The 15,941-nt window shown below is 64.3% G+C and carries 16 protein-coding genes; 8 read left to right on the top strand and 8 right to left on the bottom strand.

From position 1 onward, the window contains the following. Nucleotide 1 precedes the first annotated feature (1 nt). The gene (gene cysK, locus ACVIJ6_RS28945; protein ID WP_456775507.1) at nucleotides 2–970 is read right to left on the bottom strand and encodes a cysteine synthase A; all 969 of its coding nucleotides are present in this window, start codon (nucleotides 968–970) and stop codon (nucleotides 2–4) included. 302 nt (nucleotides 971–1,272) lie between these two features. On the opposite strand from cysK, the gene ACVIJ6_RS28940 reads away from it, so the two are divergent. Further along, nucleotides 1,273–1,491, top strand: a complete 219-nt coding sequence (locus tag ACVIJ6_RS28940; RefSeq protein WP_456777102.1) for a hypothetical protein — start codon at nucleotides 1,273–1,275, stop codon at nucleotides 1,489–1,491. Between the two features lie 74 nt (nucleotides 1,492–1,565). Here the strand turns inward: ACVIJ6_RS28940 and tgt are convergent, their stop codons facing one another. Beyond that, on the bottom strand, nucleotides 1,566–2,714 hold the full coding sequence (gene tgt, locus ACVIJ6_RS28935) for a tRNA guanosine(34) transglycosylase Tgt (protein ID WP_456775506.1): 1,149 nt from the start codon (nucleotides 2,712–2,714) through the stop codon (nucleotides 1,566–1,568). Between the two features lie 273 nt (nucleotides 2,715–2,987). Between tgt and ACVIJ6_RS28930 the strand changes: the two genes are divergently transcribed. Beyond that, the gene (locus ACVIJ6_RS28930) at nucleotides 2,988–4,013 is read left to right on the top strand and encodes an aspartate-semialdehyde dehydrogenase (protein WP_456775505.1); all 1,026 of its coding nucleotides are present in this window, start codon (nucleotides 2,988–2,990) and stop codon (nucleotides 4,011–4,013) included. A 213-nt stretch (nucleotides 4,014–4,226) separates the two neighbouring features. Here the strand turns inward: ACVIJ6_RS28930 and queA are convergent, their stop codons facing one another. From queA to coaD, 4 genes are all read right to left on the bottom strand, one after another. After that, nucleotides 4,227–5,321, bottom strand: coding sequence for a tRNA preQ1(34) S-adenosylmethionine ribosyltransferase-isomerase QueA (queA, locus tag ACVIJ6_RS28925; RefSeq protein WP_456775504.1), 1,095 nt, complete (start codon nucleotides 5,319–5,321; stop codon nucleotides 4,227–4,229). 91 nt (nucleotides 5,322–5,412) lie between these two features. Further along, nucleotides 5,413–5,877 (bottom strand): peptidylprolyl isomerase, encoded by a 465-nt coding sequence (locus ACVIJ6_RS28920; protein ID WP_456775503.1) that lies wholly within the window; start codon nucleotides 5,875–5,877, stop codon nucleotides 5,413–5,415. A gap of 267 nt (nucleotides 5,878–6,144) precedes the next feature. Continuing rightward, nucleotides 6,145–6,708: a peptidylprolyl isomerase gene (locus ACVIJ6_RS28915; RefSeq protein WP_456775502.1), complete on the bottom strand. Its 564-nt coding sequence runs from the start codon at nucleotides 6,706–6,708 to the stop codon at nucleotides 6,145–6,147. 68 nt (nucleotides 6,709–6,776) lie between these two features. Continuing rightward, complete coding sequence (coaD, locus tag ACVIJ6_RS28910; RefSeq protein ID WP_456775501.1) at nucleotides 6,777–7,271, bottom strand: pantetheine-phosphate adenylyltransferase; 495 nt, start codon at nucleotides 7,269–7,271, stop codon at nucleotides 6,777–6,779. Between the two features lie 273 nt (nucleotides 7,272–7,544). On the opposite strand from coaD, the gene ACVIJ6_RS28905 reads away from it, so the two are divergent. Next, on the top strand, nucleotides 7,545–7,802 hold the full coding sequence (locus tag ACVIJ6_RS28905) for a hypothetical protein (protein ID WP_456775500.1): 258 nt from the start codon (nucleotides 7,545–7,547) through the stop codon (nucleotides 7,800–7,802). Between the two features lie 121 nt (nucleotides 7,803–7,923). On the opposite strand, the gene gyrA is transcribed toward ACVIJ6_RS28905, so the two are convergent. Further along, a complete protein-coding gene (gyrA, locus tag ACVIJ6_RS28900; RefSeq protein WP_456775499.1) occupies nucleotides 7,924–10,671 on the bottom strand; it encodes a DNA gyrase subunit A in 2,748 nt (915 codons plus the stop codon). Nucleotides 10,672–11,014: 343 nt separating this feature from the next. Between gyrA and ACVIJ6_RS28895 the strand changes: the two genes are divergently transcribed. Continuing rightward, on the top strand, nucleotides 11,015–11,182 hold the full coding sequence (locus ACVIJ6_RS28895; protein ID WP_456775498.1) for a hypothetical protein: 168 nt from the start codon (nucleotides 11,015–11,017) through the stop codon (nucleotides 11,180–11,182). Nucleotides 11,183–11,261: 79 nt separating this feature from the next. Here the strand turns inward: ACVIJ6_RS28895 and ACVIJ6_RS28890 are convergent, their stop codons facing one another. Continuing rightward, nucleotides 11,262–11,762, bottom strand: coding sequence for a single-stranded DNA-binding protein (locus tag ACVIJ6_RS28890; RefSeq protein ID WP_012044411.1), 501 nt, complete (start codon nucleotides 11,760–11,762; stop codon nucleotides 11,262–11,264). Between the two features lie 469 nt (nucleotides 11,763–12,231). On the opposite strand from ACVIJ6_RS28890, the gene ACVIJ6_RS28885 reads away from it, so the two are divergent. From ACVIJ6_RS28885 to ACVIJ6_RS28870, 4 genes are all read left to right on the top strand, one after another. Beyond that, nucleotides 12,232–12,984, top strand: coding sequence for an outer membrane protein (locus ACVIJ6_RS28885; RefSeq protein WP_456775497.1), 753 nt, complete (start codon nucleotides 12,232–12,234; stop codon nucleotides 12,982–12,984). Nucleotides 12,985–13,177: 193 nt separating this feature from the next. Then, on the top strand, nucleotides 13,178–13,933 hold the full coding sequence (locus ACVIJ6_RS28880; protein ID WP_456775496.1) for an outer membrane protein: 756 nt from the start codon (nucleotides 13,178–13,180) through the stop codon (nucleotides 13,931–13,933). Nucleotides 13,934–14,133: 200 nt separating this feature from the next. Beyond that, on the top strand, nucleotides 14,134–14,916 hold the full coding sequence (locus ACVIJ6_RS28875) for an outer membrane protein (RefSeq protein WP_456775495.1): 783 nt from the start codon (nucleotides 14,134–14,136) through the stop codon (nucleotides 14,914–14,916). A 215-nt stretch (nucleotides 14,917–15,131) separates the two neighbouring features. Continuing rightward, the gene (locus ACVIJ6_RS28870) at nucleotides 15,132–15,869 is read left to right on the top strand and encodes an outer membrane protein (protein WP_012044415.1); all 738 of its coding nucleotides are present in this window, start codon (nucleotides 15,132–15,134) and stop codon (nucleotides 15,867–15,869) included. Nucleotides 15,870–15,941 lie beyond the last annotated feature (72 nt).

Raw genomic sequence — 15,941 nt, 5'->3', positions numbered from 1 at the left:
ATCAGATCCCCTCGAACAGCGCGGTCGACAGATAGCGCTCGGAGAAGGACGGCACGATCGCCAGGATCGTCTTGCCGGCATTCTCCGGCCGCTTGCCAAGCTCGAGCGCAGCCGCGATCGCCGCGCCCGAGGAGATCCCGCCGGGGATGCCCTCATTGCGGGCCAGCGCGCGCGAGGTCTCGATCGCGGTCGTGCTGTTGATCTTGACGATCTCATCGATCACCGAGCGATCGAGAATATCGGGTACGAAGCCGGCGCCGATGCCCTGGATCTTGTGCGGCGAGTGCTGGCCGCCGGACAGCACCGGGCTCTCCTCCGGCTCGACCGCGACCACCTTGAGACCCGGCTTGCGCGATTTCAGCACCTGACCGACGCCGGTGATGGTGCCGCCGGTGCCGACACCGGCGACGAACACGTCGATGTTGCCTGCGGTGTCGTTCCAGATCTCCTCGGCCGTGGTGCGGCGGTGGATCTCCGGATTGGCGAGGTTCTTGAACTGCTGCGGCATCACCGAGTTCGGTGTGGTTCGCAACAGCTCTTCCGCGGCGGCGATTGCGCCCTTCATGCCCTGTCCCGCCGGGGTCAGCACGATCTCCGCGCCGAGGAAGGCTAGCATCTTGCGCCGCTCGATCGACATCGATTCCGGCATCACCAGCTTCAACCTGTAGCCGCGCGCCGCCGCGACAAAGGCCAGCGCAATGCCCGTATTGCCGGAGGTCGGCTCGATCAGCACCGTATCCGGCTTGATCACGCCAGCCTGCTCCATCGCCAGGATCATGCCGACGCCGATGCGATCCTTCACGCTGGCAGCTGGATTGAAATATTCCAATTTGGCGAGAATGGTCGCTTTGACTCTCTGCTGCTCCGGCAGCTTTCGCAGCCGCACAATCGGCGTGTTGCCGAAGGCGTCGACAATTGAGTCAAATACACGTCCACGCCCGGGACGCGGCGTTGCGGCTGCTGTTTCCATGATCTCACCCCTCGCGCACTCCGGCGCAACTGCGACACTATTCCACGTTCGTTCATCTTCGACGAGGCTGCTGCACTGCGCAAGCACGTTTCCATGATGGCCTGATCGTCGCGACGCACAACAACTTGTTGTTAAATTTCGCCAAACCAACGCATTTGTGTTGCGACAGAGTCAAACAATTCGGTCTATATTCAACTTCAGTCGGAGATGTCGGTTGAGACTTCGAGCCTCGTTTCGTGCCTGAACTGCAATCTATTAGCGCCTGCAAAGTTCGACAAGAAAAGATCGCCCAGGAGGTCACTATGTCAGCACTTGCTGAACTCGTGTCGACCGCAACGCCCCGCCCCGATCCTCGCGGCTGCGATCTGCCGACATGTCCGGTCTGCGCCGATTCCATGATTGCCGCCGAAGCCTCGGCCTATCTGGCCGACAACGCGATCAGCTACCTTTGGACATGCGACACCTGCGGTTATGGCTTCGTGACCAAGCACGCGGTGAAGAGCCGGTTCGCCTGCAACTGAAAGTCCCGGCGACGTGCCACCCAGCTTGGTGACGTACGCCGAAGCGCGCTGCGACCTTGCAGGGAGCCGCGCAACTAGATCCGAGCAATGTCGCCGCGCGACCAATCCGCCTTGGTGCGCGCGTAGAAATCCGCGAACTGGCCCTGCGCGATCGCCGCGCGCATTCCGGCCATCAGCTGCTGGAAATAGGCGATGTTGATCTCCGACAGCAGTGTCGCTCCGAGCGCCTCGCCGGCCTTGATCAGATGGTGCAGATAGGCGCGCGAATAGCTGCGCGCCGGCGGCCACGGGCTTTCCTCATCCAGGGGACGCGGATCATCGGCGTGGCGCGCATTGCGCAGATTGACCGGCCCGAAGCGCGTGAAGGCGACGCCATGCCGGCCGTTGCGGGTCGGCAGCACACAGTCGAACATGTCGATGCCGCGCTTCACCGACTCCAGCAGATCATCCGGCGTGCCGACGCCCATCAGATAACGCGGACGGTCACCGGGCAGCGCCGGCACGGTCGCCTCGATCATCTCCAGCATCACAGCCTGCGGTTCGCCGACCGCGAGACCGCCGATCGCATAGCCGTGGAAGCCAATGTCGACCAGCGCCGCAGCGCTCGCCACGCGCAGCGCGGGCACATCGCCACCCTGGACGATGCCGAACAGCATATAGCCGTCCGGCGCGCTCTCGAAGGCGCGGCGACAGCGCTCCGCCCAGCGCAGCGACAGACGCATCGCGCGCTCGATGTCGTCAGGCTCGGCCGGCAGCCGCACGCATTCGTCGAGCTGCATCGCGATGTCCGAGTTGAGCAGCCGCTGCACCTCGATGGCACGCTCCGGCGACAATTCGATCTTGGCGCCGTCGATATGCGAGCGGAACGTCACCGCCTGCTCCGTGACCTTGCGCAGGGCCGACAGCGACATCACCTGGAAGCCGCCGGAATCGGTCAGCATCGGTCCGCCCCAGCCGGTAAAGCGCTGCAGGCCGCCGAGCGCCGCGATGCGCTCGGCCGTGGGACGCAGCATCAGATGATAGGTATTGCCGAGCACGATGTCCGCGCCGGCGTCGCGCACGTCGCGCCAGTGAATGCCCTTCATCGCGCCGGCCGTGCCGACGGGCATGAAGGCGGGGGTCCGGACCACGCCATGCGGCGTGGTCAGCCGGCCGGTGCGGGCCGCGCCATCCGTGCCGAGCAGTTCGAAATGATTGGGGAGTTCGGTGCCGGGGGAGCTCATGGCCGGCTTATTGCGTCAGGACGGCCCCCGATTCAACCGGGATCGGCACAAGTTCGGCTCCTCGCGGCCGTTGACGGCGGTGCCTCACGCCCCTATGGTCCCCCGCCATGTCGACCTCGACCAAACGCACGACGAAAACCACCAAGCCCTTGCGGGCCTCGGGAGGCGTGCGCGCGTAATCGACCTCGATCGCGACCATCTTCGAACCGAAGCCCCGCCTGATGAAGGTCCGGGGCTTTTTTATTGCCTGAATTTCAACCGGAGACCTGAGACGTGCCCCACGATCCCACCATTGCCATTGTCGGCGTCACCGGCGCGGTCGGCGCCGAGTTCATCGCCACCCTGGACCGCCGCAACGTCCGCGTCGGCAAGTTGAAGGCCCTGGCGAGCGCCCGCTCGGCCGGCCAGACCGTGAGCTTCCGCGGCCAGAGCATCGTGATCGAGGAGCTCAATGAGCGCTCGTTCGAGGGCGTTGACATCGCGCTGTTTTCGGCCGGCAGCGGCATCTCGAAGAAGTTCGCCCCCGTCGCCGTCCGCTCCGGCGCCGTCGTGGTCGACAATTCCTCGGCCTTCCGCATGGACCCGAACGTGCCGCTGGTGATCCCGGAGATCAACGCCCGCCGCATCCGCGACCACAAGGGCATCATCGCCAATCCGAACTGCGCCGCCATCACCGCGCTGGTGCCGCTGTGGCCGATCCACCAGAAGAACCGCATCAAGCGCGTGATCATCTCGACCTACCAGGCTGCCAGCGGCGCCGGTGCGGCGGCGATGGACGAGCTGGTGCAATCGACCCGCGCGAACCTCAACGGCCAAGTCTATGCGCCCAAGGTGATGCCGCATCCTTTCGCCTTCAACCTGTTCAGCCACAACACCGCTGTGGATCCCGACACCGGCTACAACGACGAAGAGACGAAGGTCATCAACGAGACCCGCAAGATCTTCGAGGATGAGGGGATCGCGATCGGCGTCACCTGCGTCCGCGTGCCGGTGCTGCGCGCCCATTGCGAAGCCATCACCTTCGAATGCGAGAAGCCGATCTCGGAGGATGAGGTCCGCCGCATCCTCGCCACCGCCCCGGGCGTGCGCATCGTCGACGATCGCGCCAACAACTACTTCCCGATGCCGGTCGACGCGTCAGGCCAGGACGACGTGCTGGTCGGTCGCATCCGCAAGGATCTCTCCGATCCGTCCGGCCATTCGATCGCGATGTTCGTCGCCGCCGATCAACTGCTCAAGGGCGCCGCGCTCAACGCGGTGCAGATCGCGGAACTCTTGCCAGAAAGGGTGATGGCGTAGCGGTCTCCACACGTCATTGCGAGGAGCCGAAGGCGACGAAGCAATCCAGGAATCCCGCTGCAGCGGCAGGCTGGATTGCTTCGCTGCTCGCAATGACGTGGTGAGAGCACGGTCCGCCAGGAGCGACGCAACGTATAGAGCCACCGCGGAATGACGATGCCCGGAGGTCGCTATTGCCAACGCCTTTGGCCTCAGCGGGTTGCGGGCTACAAGCTACGGCTCGACGATGCGCTCGTCGTGCTGGCGGAACAACAGGCACGCATCGCCATATGAATAGAAACGATAGCCGCTTCGAATCGCATGCGCATAGGCCGCCTGCATCGTCTCCAGGCCGGCGAAGGCCGAGACCAGCATGAACAGCGTCGAACGCGGCAGATGAAAATTGGTCATCAGGATATCGACGGCGCGGAAGCGATAGCCGGGCGTGATGAAGATCGAGGTCTCCGCCTCGAATGGCGCGATGGTGCCGTCCGGCAACGCCGCGCTCTCCAACAGCCGCATCGACGTGGTGCCCACGGCGACGATACGGCCGCCTTTGGCGCGGGCCTCATTCAGCGCCGTCGCCGTGTCGGCCGAGAGGCTGCCCCACTCCGCGTGCATGCGGTGGCCCTCAGTGTCCTCGACCTTCACGGGGAGGAATGTCCCGGCCCCGACATGCAAGGTGACCCGCTGCAGCCCGACACCGCGGGCGCGCAGCCGCTGCTCCAGCGCGGGGGTGAAATGCAGCCCGGCGGTCGGCGCGGCCACCGCGCCCTCCTTGGCCGCGAACATGGTCTGATAGTCCGCCGCATCCTGCTCATCCGCGGGCCGCTTGCCGGCGATGTAGGGCGGCAGCGGCGGCCGTCCGAGATCGGCGATGGCCTGATCGAGCGCCGGGCCATGGAAGACAAAGGACAGCGTCACCTCGCCTTCCTCGCCCTTGGCCTCGACGGTCGCGTCGAGATGGCCGAGCAGGCAGACCTTGCCCTCATTACCGAAACGGATCGTATCGCCAGGGGCGAGCTTCTTCGCAGGACGGACCAGCGCCTGCCAGCGCGAGCCGTCGAGCCGCTTGATCAGGGTGGCCTCGATCTTCGCCTCGGTCTCGCGGCTGATGCGGCGGCCTGAGAGCTGGGCTGCGATCACCTTGGTGTCGTTGACCACCAGCTGATCGCCCGGCTCGAGCCAGTCCGGCAGATCGGCGACAATGCGATCGCGCAGCACGCCATCGCCCTGCACCACCAGCATGCGCGCGGCCTCGCGCGGGCTCGCCGGCCGCAGCGCGATGTTCTCAGGGGGAAGATGGAAATCGAACAGGTCGGTGCGCATGATGGAAAGGCGAATGGCGAGTGACGAGTAGCGAATAGCCTACTCGCTATTCGCTACTCCTATTCGCTCATCGCGGCTTTCGCCGCGACTGTTACGCCGCGTCGGCGGCCATATACGCCTTCACAATCTTGTCCGGATTCTGCACCGGCTCGCCGCGCTTGATCTTGTCGACGTTCTCCATGCCCTCGGTGACCTTGCCCCAGACCGTGTACTGCTTGTCCAGGAAGCGGGCGTCGTCGAAGCAGATGAAGAACTGGCTGTCGCCGGAATCCGGGTTGGCGGCGCGAGCCATCGAGGCGGTGCCGCGGACGTGCGGCTCGGCGTTGAACTCGGCCTTCAGCTTCTTGCCGGAGCCGCCCATGCCGGTGCCTTGCGGACAGCCGGTCTGCGCCATGAAGCCGTCGATGACGCGGTGAAACACGATGCCGTCATAGAAGCCCTCGCGGACGAGCTCCTTGATGCGCGCGACATGGCCGGGCGCGAGATCGGGGCGCATCTCGATGGTGACGGGGCCCTGGGTGGTTTCGAGGATCAAGGTATTTTCGGTCACAGCCATGCTGGTCTCTCGTTCGCTAGGGATTAATGGGGGGGGGGGCAGGACGGACATCCTGGGTCTGAAATGTCGAGCTTCCAATGTGCGGCCGTCACCCCTTCTGACGGCGAGCCGGGGACGACGGGCCCGGGCGATGCAGGCTCAGGATAAACCGATCCGGCTTAAAGCTGAAGCCGCCGGTCCTGTCGATGCGACGGGCGGCGCGTGGCAAAGGGTTCCTTAAGGACGGGGAACCCGGGCGTGGGGCCCGGGTGCCCTGCTCTCGCCAGCCTACTTGATATCGGAGGCGACCTGCACCTTCACCATCTTGTCGGGGTCGGTGACGGCTCCGCCGGCCGAGCCCGGAGGTGCCTTCTTCAGCTTGTCGACGACATCCATGCCCTGCACGACCTCGCCGATCACAGTATATTGGCCATTCAGGAAGGAGGCGTCGCCGAAGCAGATGAAGAACTGCGAATTGGCGGAATCGACGCTGTCGCCGCGCCGTGCCATGCCGACCGTGCCGCGCTTGAACGGCGTGCTCGAAAACTCCTGCTTCAGGTTCGGATATTTCGAGCCGCCTGTGCCATTGAAGTTCTGGCCATCGCCGGTCTGGGCCATGAAGCCGTCCATCACGCGGTGGAACGGCACGTTGTTGTAGAAGCCCTCACGCGCCAGCGTCTTCAGCCGCTCGGCATGCTGCGGCGCCAGATCGGTGCGCAGCTTGATGACGATGCGGCCCTTGGTGGTGTCGATGACCAGCGCATTCTGCTTGTCGAGACCAGCCGGCAATGATTGCGCCAGCGCCGGCAAAGCGAAGACGAGAGCAACAACGAAAGCGAGAGCTCGGATCATGGCAACTCCGATGAGATGTGAGGCTGTAAAGAGACCGGCACCGCGCCGAGCGGCCAGCGCCCGACGGATCAGTTGAATTTGGCCTTCAGGCTGGCTGCGACGGCGGCCGGAACGAAGTGAGACACGTCGCCGCCCATGGCGGCGATCTGGCGCACCAGCGTGGCCGCGATCGGGCGGACAGCCACCGAGGCCGGGACGAACACGGTCTGAACGCCCGGTACCATGGTCTGGTTCATGCCCGCCAACTGCATCTCATAGTCGAAGTCGGTGCCGTCGCGCAGGCCCCGGATCATCATGATCGCACCGGCTTTTTGCGCGGCGGTGACGGTGAGGTCGTCATAGGTGGAGGCTTCGAAGCCGCAGCCGGCCGCCGCAGCCACAGGACCCAACACTTCATGGACCATGGCCAGCCGCTCCTCGGTCGAGAACAGCGGCTTCTTGCCGTGATGCACGCCGACCGCGACGATCAACCGGTCACAGAGATGGACGGCCTGCCGGACCACGTCGAGATGGCCGTTGGTGACGGGGTCGAACGACCCCGGATAGAGCGCGATGCGTTGCATGCGCCCGTCCTATACCGGCCGGAACAGGCCGGCAAGCTGGCCGTCATGCCCGATGGCGGAGCTGTGATGCCGACCGGCGACCTGCGACTGCGGCAAAAGAGATCGGCCCCCTGGGTCCGGCTCCCTGATTGTTTCGTCGGAACAGCCGCCACGAAACAGTTCCGTGCTCCCACGAAACCTTTTTTTGCGGCGGCGAAGATCTTCCGAAACCCGAGATGGTTAACAAGACGACAACGAACAACGGGCCGAAATCGGCCCTGACAGGGGTCCGTCATGATCAAAGCGCTTTCTGCCGTTGCCGCCGCCGGCTTCGTGGCCGCCGCGTTCTCCGTCGTGCCCGGCTTCGCTCCCCAGGTCGAAGCCAGCGTGCCGCGCCCGCTCGCCAAGGGCGATCGCCTCGACATCCGTCCGATCGGCCGCGACTGCTCGCAACAGGCCTGGCCGAATTTCGAAGCTTCCTGCCTGCGCAGCGCCGGCACCAAGGCGACCGTCGGTCAGGCGCGAATGGTCGGCGTCGACCGGGCGCAGTGAGGCGAATGGCGAATGGCGAATGGCGAATGGCGAATGGCGAATGGCGAATGGCGAATGGCGAATGGCGAAGCGGGAAGACGTGATTCGTCCCTATTCGCTACTCCCTATTCGCCATTCGCCCTTATTCTCCATTCCCCGCTTCGGTCCCATTCGTCCCGTTGCCGTTCTCCGTCTCCTCGCCGATATGCTCGACCGAGACGACATGCTCATCGTCGGCCGTGTTGAACACGATGACGCCCTGGGTAGAACGGCCGGCAATACGGATGCCGTCGACCGGGCAGCGGATCAGCTGGCCCTTGTCGGTCACCAGCATGATCTGATCACTATCCTCGACCGGGAATGAGGCGACCAGCTTGCCGTTGCGGTTGTTGACGGACATCGCGACGATGCCTTTGCCGCCGCGACCGGTGGTGCGGTACTCGTAGGACGAGGTGCGCTTGCCGTAGCCGTTGACCGACACAGTCAGCACCACCTGCTCCTGCGCCGACATCTCCACGTAGCGCTCCTGCGACAGCTGGATTGCACCCGCCGCCTCCTCGCCCTCGGTCTCGACGGGCTCCTCCGTGGTCGTCTCGCCGGACATCGCCCGGCGCATCTTCAGATAGGCCGTGCGTTCGTCCGAGGTGGTTTCGACGTGGCGCAGAATCGAGAGCGAGATCACCTTGTCGCCCTCGGCCAGCGCGATGCCGCGCACGCCCATCGAGGTGCGGCCGGTGAAGACACGCACGTCGGTGACGGGGAAACGGATGCACTGGCCGCCCGCCGCAGTCAGCAGCACGTCGTCGCGCTCCGTGCAGATCTGCACGTTGACGATTTCCTCGCCGTCATCGAGCTTCATCGCGATGATGCCGGAACGGCGCACGTCGACGAAATCGGACAGCTTGTTGCGGCGCACATTGCCGCCCGTGGTCGCGAACATCACGTCGAGATTGGCCCAGGAGGATTCATCCTCAGGCAACGGCATGATGGTGGTGATGCGCTCGCCCTGCTCCAGCGGCAGGATGTTGATCAGCGCCTTGCCGCGCGAATTGGGCGCTGCGATCGGCAGCCGCCACACCTTCTCCTTGTAGACCTGACCGCGCGACGAGAAGAACAGCACCGGCGTATGCGTCGAGGCGACGAACAGCCGGCTGACGAAATCCTCCTCGCGGGTCTGCATGCCCGAGCGGCCCTTGCCGCCGCGGCGCTGCGCCCGATAGGCCGACAGCGGCACGCGTTTGGTGTAGCCGGCATGCGACACGGTCACCACCATGTCCTCGCGCTGGATCAGGTCCTCGTCCTCGACCTCGCCTTCCTGCTCGATGATGGCGGTGCGGCGCGGCGTTCCGAACTCCGCCTTCACGGCGGCGAGCTCGGTCTTAATGATGTCCTGCACACGCGCGCGCGAGCGCAGAATGTCGAGATAGTCGGCGATCTCGATCTTCAGCTTGTCGAGTTCGTCGGAGATCTCCTCACGTCCGAGCGCGGTCAGGCGCTGCAGGCGCAGATCGAGAATGGCCTTGGCCTGCTCGAATGACAGCCTGATCGTGCCGTCTTCCGCGAGCCTGTGGCGCGGATCGTCGATCAGGGTGATGATCGCCTCGACATCCCGCGCCGGCCAGTCACGCGACATCAGCGCGTCGCGCGCGCTGGTCGGATTGGGCGAGGTCCGGATGACCCGGATGATCTCATCGATATTGGCGACGGCAACCGCGAGACCGACGAGGATGTGGGCGCGGTCGCGCGCCTTGTTGAGCAGGAACTTGGTCCGGCGCGTGACGACCCGCTCGCGGAACGCGACGAAGATCGTCAGCAGATCCTTCAAGGTCATCGTCTGCGGCCGGCCGCCGTCCAGGGCCAGCATGTTGGCGGCGAAACTGGTCTGCAGCGGCGTGAACTTGTAGAGCTGGTTCAGCACCACGTCGGCCACCGCGTCGCGCTTCAGCTCGATGACGACGCGATAGCCGTCGCGATCGGACTCGTCGCGCAGATCGGAGATGCCTTCGATCTTCTTCTCGCGCACCAGCTCGGCGATGCGCTCGACCATGGTCGCCTTGTTGACCTGATAGGGGATCTCGGAGACGATGATCGCCTCGCGATCCTTGCGGATGGTGTCGATGGTCACCTTGCCGCGCATCATGATCGAGCCGCGGCCGAGATGATAGGCGCTGCGGATGCCGGCCCGGCCGAGAATGATGCCGCCGGTCGGAAAGTCCGGGCCTGGAATGATCTGGGTGAGTTCGTCGATCGAGATCGCAGGATTGTCGATCAGCGCGACGCAGGCGTCGATCACCTCGGAGAGATTGTGCGGCGGGATGTTGGTGGCCATGCCCACGGCGATGCCGCCGGCACCGTTGACCAGCAGATTCGGGAACTTGGCCGGAAGAACCGACGGCTCCTTGTCGGAATTGTCGTAGTTGGCCTGGAAATCGACAGTGTCCTTGTCGATGTCGTCGAGCAGGGGGATCGCCGACTTGGCGAGCTTCGCCTCGGTGTATCGATAGGCCGCAGGCGGATCGCCGTCGACCGAACCGAAATTGCCCTGGCCGTCGATCAACGGCACGCGCATCGAGAAGTCCTGCGCCATGCGCACCATGGCGTCGTAGATCGACTGGTCGCCATGCGGATGGTATTTACCGATGACGTCACCGACCACGCGCGCGGACTTGACGTATTTCTTGTCGGGCGTGTGCCCCTGCTCGTACATCGAATACAGGATGCGCCGGTGCACCGGCTTCAGGCCGTCGCGCGCATCCGGCAACGCTCGCGACACGATCACGCTCATGGCGTAATCGAGATAGGAGCGTTTCATCTCATCGAGGATCGAAACGGGACGAATGTCGGAAGGTCCGCCCGGCTCGCCGGGCTTCTCATCTTCTTGATCGGACAAAGGGGATACCGGTCGGTTTTGACACGCGAAAATCGCGTGGAATCATATAGCGCATCGCCGCGCCGCAGGCCACCCCCCGGCGCTCCAGCCCGAAGGATTTTTTTGTCGCATTTCCAGTTACTTAACGAGGACACCGCGCCTCGCTTGGGAGCCGGCCGCAGGCGCCCTTGATATCGTCTTGCCGCAGCCGCGATTCACGTGCTCCGCGCGGCTCGACGACCGACCGCGAAACGTCCGACGTGAAGCTGATCCATCTCGCCCGACACGAAATCCGCGATCAGATCCGGCAAGCTGTCAGACCTGTGCGACCTGCTCGGCCAAACCGTTGTGGTCCAGTTGGACTATGGCTCTTGATCGTCTCGCTGAACTCCGAACCGGCGCTCAAGACGCCACCGATTGGATCAGTGCCTACGGCGAGGCTGACCAGCGCGACCGCGGCTTAGAGATCGACGGGTCCGACGACGAGGCGATCGAGGTCACGACGGCCCGCGCCGATCTGGCGAGCGCCTGAGCGTCCGCTCCCCAATTCAAAGGTGACGGACGCCCTGCCACCGCGATCGGCGGCAGGGTGCATTCCTGGGAGCGCGACCTCAGAACGGAATGTCGTCGTCCATGTCGCTGTTGCGGCTGCCACCGCCGGCCGAAGCCACCGCGCGGCGCGGGGGCGCCATCGACGGGCCGCTGCTGCCGAAATCGCCGCCGCCCATATCGTCGGCGAAATTGCCGCCGCCACCACCGCCGCGGCCATCGAGCATCGTCAGCGTCGAGTTGAAGCCCTGCAGCACGACCTCGGTCGAGTACTTCTCGACTCCGCTCTGGTCGGTCCATTTGCGGGTCTGCAGCGCGCCCTCGATGTAAACCTTGGCGCCCTTCTTCAGATATTGCTCGGCAACCTTGCAGAGACCTTCGTTGAAGATCACCACGCGGTGCCACTCGGTCTTTTCCTTGCGCTCGCCCGTTCCCTTGTCGCGCCACGTTTCCGACGTCGCGATGCTCAGATTGGCGATCGGCCGACCGTCCTGCGTGCGGCGGATCTCCGGGTCCTTCCCGAGATTGCCGACCAGAATCACCTTGTTCACGCTACCCGCCATCACACTCTCCCGCGGTTATCTCATCACTGGGCCGGTCATCCCACCGGCCTCCCGGTGCAGGCTGGCGCGCCCGTCCTCTCGGCGCGGACCCTATACGGTTGCCGCGCCAGCCACCCATTTTCTCGTCGCTTATCCACATATAGCAGGAGAACCGTCATTGTTCCAGTTTTGTTCGCACCGACTCGTTACAACCTTGCGTCGAGTTCCATGGAACCTAATGGAACCCCGAGTTCCCCGAATGGAACCTCTTAAAAGTTCCCTAAATCACGAAAAAGTAATTAACTTTCATTAGGTTATATCGCCTCACATCCTCCTCGCCTGTGGCTTTTGGGAGACGGTATCCAGGGTTGAATCGCGTATATTTGCGGATGGATTGAGGCCGCAAGCGCGGTCGCACCAATTCGCAAAAGTGCGCCTCCGGGGACGAATTGGAGGCGCCGAACCCGGGAGAGTTGGGATGAGACTTCGGATGAAGAGAGTTTTTCTTGGAGCCGTCAGTCTGATGGTTTTGGGCGCCCTGGCGCCCGCGGGAGCCGCCGATCTTGCCGCCCGGCCCTACACCAAGGCGCCGATGGCGGCGCCCGCTCCGCTTCCGACCTGGGCCGGCTTCTACATCGGCCTGCAAGGCGGCGGCGGCTGGGGCCGGAGCGATGAGACCTTCTTCGGCGCGCCGAACGGCGTCGGCTTTGCCGGCACGCAGCGCTACGACATCAATGGCGGTTTCGCCGGCGGCGTGATCGGCTACAATTGGCAGGTCGACAACATCGTGTTCGGCCTCGAGGGCGACTACCACTGGGCCGACATCAACGGCCGCTCGGGTGTCATCACCGCGGGCGCCGGCGACAGCTACTTCACCAAGCTTCGTGGCTTCGGCGACATCAAGGGCCGGCTCGGCTGGGCTGCGGGTCCGGCGCTGTTCTTCGTCAGCGGCGGTGCCGCGGTCGGCGATCTGCAGCACCGCTATGATCCGGGCCTGTTCGGCCCCGCCTTCGGCGCGGCGCAGAGCGACTGGCGCTGGGGTTGGACGATCGGCGCGGGCGCCGAATACATGTTCGCTCCGAACTGGTCGGCGAAGGTCGAGTACAACTATCTCGACTTTGGCAAGAGCACGCTCCAGTACACGCCGGTGGCGGCCAACCGCTCCGAGTGGAGCGATACGGTTCACACCGTCAAAGCGGGCATCTCCTACCACTTCGGCGGTCCGGGCGTGTCGCGCTACTGATCACACGCTCGAATTGAATACGACCAAAGGCCGGCCATGCGCCGGCCTTTTTTTGTGTGCCATAACCAGCACTTGCTGAGCCGTTGTGTCATTTGGGTGACGGCTTTTTCCGATCAGAGCAGCTATCAAGGTTTGGCGGGTGGGCGTTGGTGAGAGCGTGCGTGCGGGCGTCGGACGAGGTTTGGGGACTGCGATGAGAAGTCTGTTGCTGGGGGCGACAACTTCGCTGGCGCTGGGGATTGCGCCGGCCATCGCTGCCGATTTGCCCGCGCGCACCTTCACCAAGGCGCCTGCGATGATCGCGACGATCTATGATTGGAGCGGTTTCTATCTGGGTCTGAATGCCGGCGGTGGATCGGCACGGACCTGCTGGACCAACCAGGTCACCTTTGCCGGCGTCGCGGCCACCAATGCCGAGGGTTGCCATGACGCGACCGGCGCGCTGGCCGGCGGTCAGGTCGGCTATCGCTGGCAGACCGGCGGCTGGGTGTTCGGCGTCGAAGGCCAGGGCAATTGGGCAAACCTGAAGGGCCGCAACGCGAGCCAGCTGGCGCCCGGCGTGACCAACCAGACCAAGATCAATGGTATTGGCCTGTTGACCGGCCAGATCGGCTACGCCTGGAACAACGTGCTCTGGTACGTCAAAGGCGGCGCCGCCGTCACCGGCGAGAAGTACAGCGGCCTCGCGACTGCGACCGGAACGCCGTTCGATCAAGCCAGCGCGACACGCTGGGGAGCTGCCGTCGGCACCGGCGTCGAGGTCGGCTTCGCCAATAACTGGTCGATCGCAGCCGAATACGAGCATCTCTTCATGGGCAATCGCACCCTGACCTTCTCAGGCGTGCCCGCAGGCGCTGCCACGCGAACCGATGCCGTCGGCCAGGATGTCGACATGGCCACGGTCCGGGTCAACTATCGCTGGGGCGGCCCCGTCGTTTCCAAGCACTGAACGACCTCGCGCTGCGGAGCGAGTTCAGCGGGCCCCGTCGATTTACCGCGCCTTAAGCACGATCAGCGCATCCGCTCGCCTGCCGCGGGTCATCACCGCTTTGGCAACCAGTCTTTCCTACAACCAGCCTCGGACCACACGCGTGGACTCGGATCGGAGGGATCCGACGAGATGAAACTGGGATTGGGGAGACTGCCATCATGAAGAGCACTCTGTTTGTCACTGCCGGCGTCGCCGCGCTGGGCTTGGCACCCGCTTCGGCTGCCGACTTCGCCGCGCGTCCCTATGGCAAGGCGCCGCCGCCGGCCTATGTCACGCCGCTGCCGAGCTGGGCGGGCTTCTATCTCGGCGCCAATGGCGGCGCCGACTGGAGCCGCAATTGCTGGACACTGAACCGGGTCAACGGCGTGCCGGTCGTGCCGCCACAGTCCGAGGGTTGCCACAACGCCACCAGCGGCCTCATCGGCGGCCAGATCGGCTATCGCTGGCAGGCCGCAAGCTGGGTGTTCGGCCTCGAGGCCCAGGGCAACTGGACCGATCTGAAATCCTCGAATGCCAGTTCGGCCGCATTGGCGGCGGGCATCACCAACAACACCAAGACCGACGCGATCGGGCTGTTCACCGGCCAGATCGGCTATGCCTGGGGCAACGTGCTCTGGTACGTCAAGGGCGGCGCCGCGGTCACGCATAACAAATACACCGGGACGGCCAATGCGGCAGCGCCCGTGGCCGTGGGCACACTGCTGGATTCGGCAAGCGAAACGCGCTGGGGCGGCACCGTCGGCACCGGCGTCGAGTTCGGCTTCGCGCCGAACTGGTCGGTCGCGGTCGAGTACGATCACCTGTTCATGGGATCGCGCGACATCACCTTCCCGGCCACCGCCATCGTCAACGCCCGCGTCGACACCATCAAGCAGGACATCGACATGGCGACCGTCAGGGTCAACTACCGATTCGGCGGCCCGGCGGCGGCGCGCTATTGAGCGCCCAATTCACGCTCCAAGGCTGATCGCAAAGGCCGGCGCCCGCGCCGGCCTTTTTCGTGTCCTTAGCCCGGCATCGCGACGGCTCTTTTGTGTTAAATATTTGATTTATAACGCTTTTTCACGGTTGTGGCGGATCCGTTACAGCCGGTTCGGAATGCCCCGTGTATGACGGCTTCATCGCCTGTCATTCCAACTCCTTGGGGGAGCATTTGATGAAGAAGTTACTTGTGATCACGACGGCCCTCGTCGGCATCGCAGCCGCCATGCCCGCATCGGCGGCGGACCTCGCAGCCCGGCCCTACACCAAGGCGCCGCCTGTGGTTGTACCGATCCTGAGCTGGTCGGGCATCTATGCGGGTATTCAGGGCGGCGGCGGCTGGGGCACCAGCAAGGAAACCTTTATCGGCCGCTTCAATGCGCCGGGCTTCCTGGGCACCCAGAACTACAACACCAATGGCGGCTTCGTCGGCGGCGTGATCGGCTACAATTGGCAGTTCGACAATTTGGTGGTCGGCCTGGAAGGCGACTATCACTGGTCCGATATCAACGGCCGTTCTGCCGTCATCAACGCCGGCGTCGGCGACACCTATTTCACCAAGCTCACCAGCTTCGGCGACATCAAGGGCCGTCTGGGCTACGCGGTCGGCCCCGCCCTGTTCTTCGTCAGCGGTGGTGCGGCCGTGGGCGAATTGCAGCATCGCTACGACCGTGCTGCCGGTGTCTTCTTCGGTCAGAACACCACCCGTTGGGGCTACACGGTCGGCGCCGGTGCGGAATACATGTTCGCGCCGAACTGGTCGGCCAAGCTCGAGTACAACTATCTCGATTTTGGCAAGAGCACGCTGCAGTATGTCGGGGTTCCCGGACGCTCCGAGTGGAAGGACAGCGTTCATACCGTCAAGGCGGGTCTCAACTACCATTTCGGCGGGCCGGTCATCGCCAAGTACTGACCCTTCGTTCCGCTCCGAAAGTTCCAAAGGCCGGCTCAATGCCGGCCTTTTTGTTGCGCTGAGGTAATCTGA

The sequence above is a fragment of the Bradyrhizobium sp. USDA 4369 genome (assembly GCF_054056435.1).
The sequence above is the reverse complement of the archived record's forward strand: the minus strand, read 5'-3'. Positions and strand labels throughout refer to the sequence as shown.

Coding starts and splice junctions, on each gene's coding strand:
- ACVIJ6_RS28870 (WP_012044415.1), top strand. CDS start 15,132: ATGAAGAAGTTACTTGTGATCACGACGGCCCTCGTCGGCATCGCAGCC.
- ACVIJ6_RS28920 (WP_456775503.1), bottom strand. CDS start 5,877: ATGGCTGTGACCGAAAATACCTTGATCCTCGAAACCACCCAGGGCCCC.
- ACVIJ6_RS28885 (WP_456775497.1), top strand. CDS start 12,232: ATGAAGAGAGTTTTTCTTGGAGCCGTCAGTCTGATGGTTTTGGGCGCC.
- ACVIJ6_RS28895 (WP_456775498.1), top strand. CDS start 11,015: ATGGCTCTTGATCGTCTCGCTGAACTCCGAACCGGCGCTCAAGACGCC.
- queA (WP_456775504.1), bottom strand. CDS start 5,321: ATGCGCACCGACCTGTTCGATTTCCATCTTCCCCCTGAGAACATCGCG.
- ACVIJ6_RS28880 (WP_456775496.1), top strand. CDS start 13,178: ATGAGAAGTCTGTTGCTGGGGGCGACAACTTCGCTGGCGCTGGGGATT.
- ACVIJ6_RS28940 (WP_456777102.1), top strand. CDS start 1,273: ATGTCAGCACTTGCTGAACTCGTGTCGACCGCAACGCCCCGCCCCGAT.
- ACVIJ6_RS28890 (WP_012044411.1), bottom strand. CDS start 11,762: ATGGCGGGTAGCGTGAACAAGGTGATTCTGGTCGGCAATCTCGGGAAG.
- cysK (WP_456775507.1), bottom strand. CDS start 970: ATGGAAACAGCAGCCGCAACGCCGCGTCCCGGGCGTGGACGTGTATTT.
- tgt (WP_456775506.1), bottom strand. CDS start 2,714: ATGAGCTCCCCCGGCACCGAACTCCCCAATCATTTCGAACTGCTCGGC.
- ACVIJ6_RS28905 (WP_456775500.1), top strand. CDS start 7,545: ATGATCAAAGCGCTTTCTGCCGTTGCCGCCGCCGGCTTCGTGGCCGCC.
- ACVIJ6_RS28875 (WP_456775495.1), top strand. CDS start 14,134: ATGAAGAGCACTCTGTTTGTCACTGCCGGCGTCGCCGCGCTGGGCTTG.
- ACVIJ6_RS28915 (WP_456775502.1), bottom strand. CDS start 6,708: ATGATCCGAGCTCTCGCTTTCGTTGTTGCTCTCGTCTTCGCTTTGCCG.
- coaD (WP_456775501.1), bottom strand. CDS start 7,271: ATGCAACGCATCGCGCTCTATCCGGGGTCGTTCGACCCCGTCACCAAC.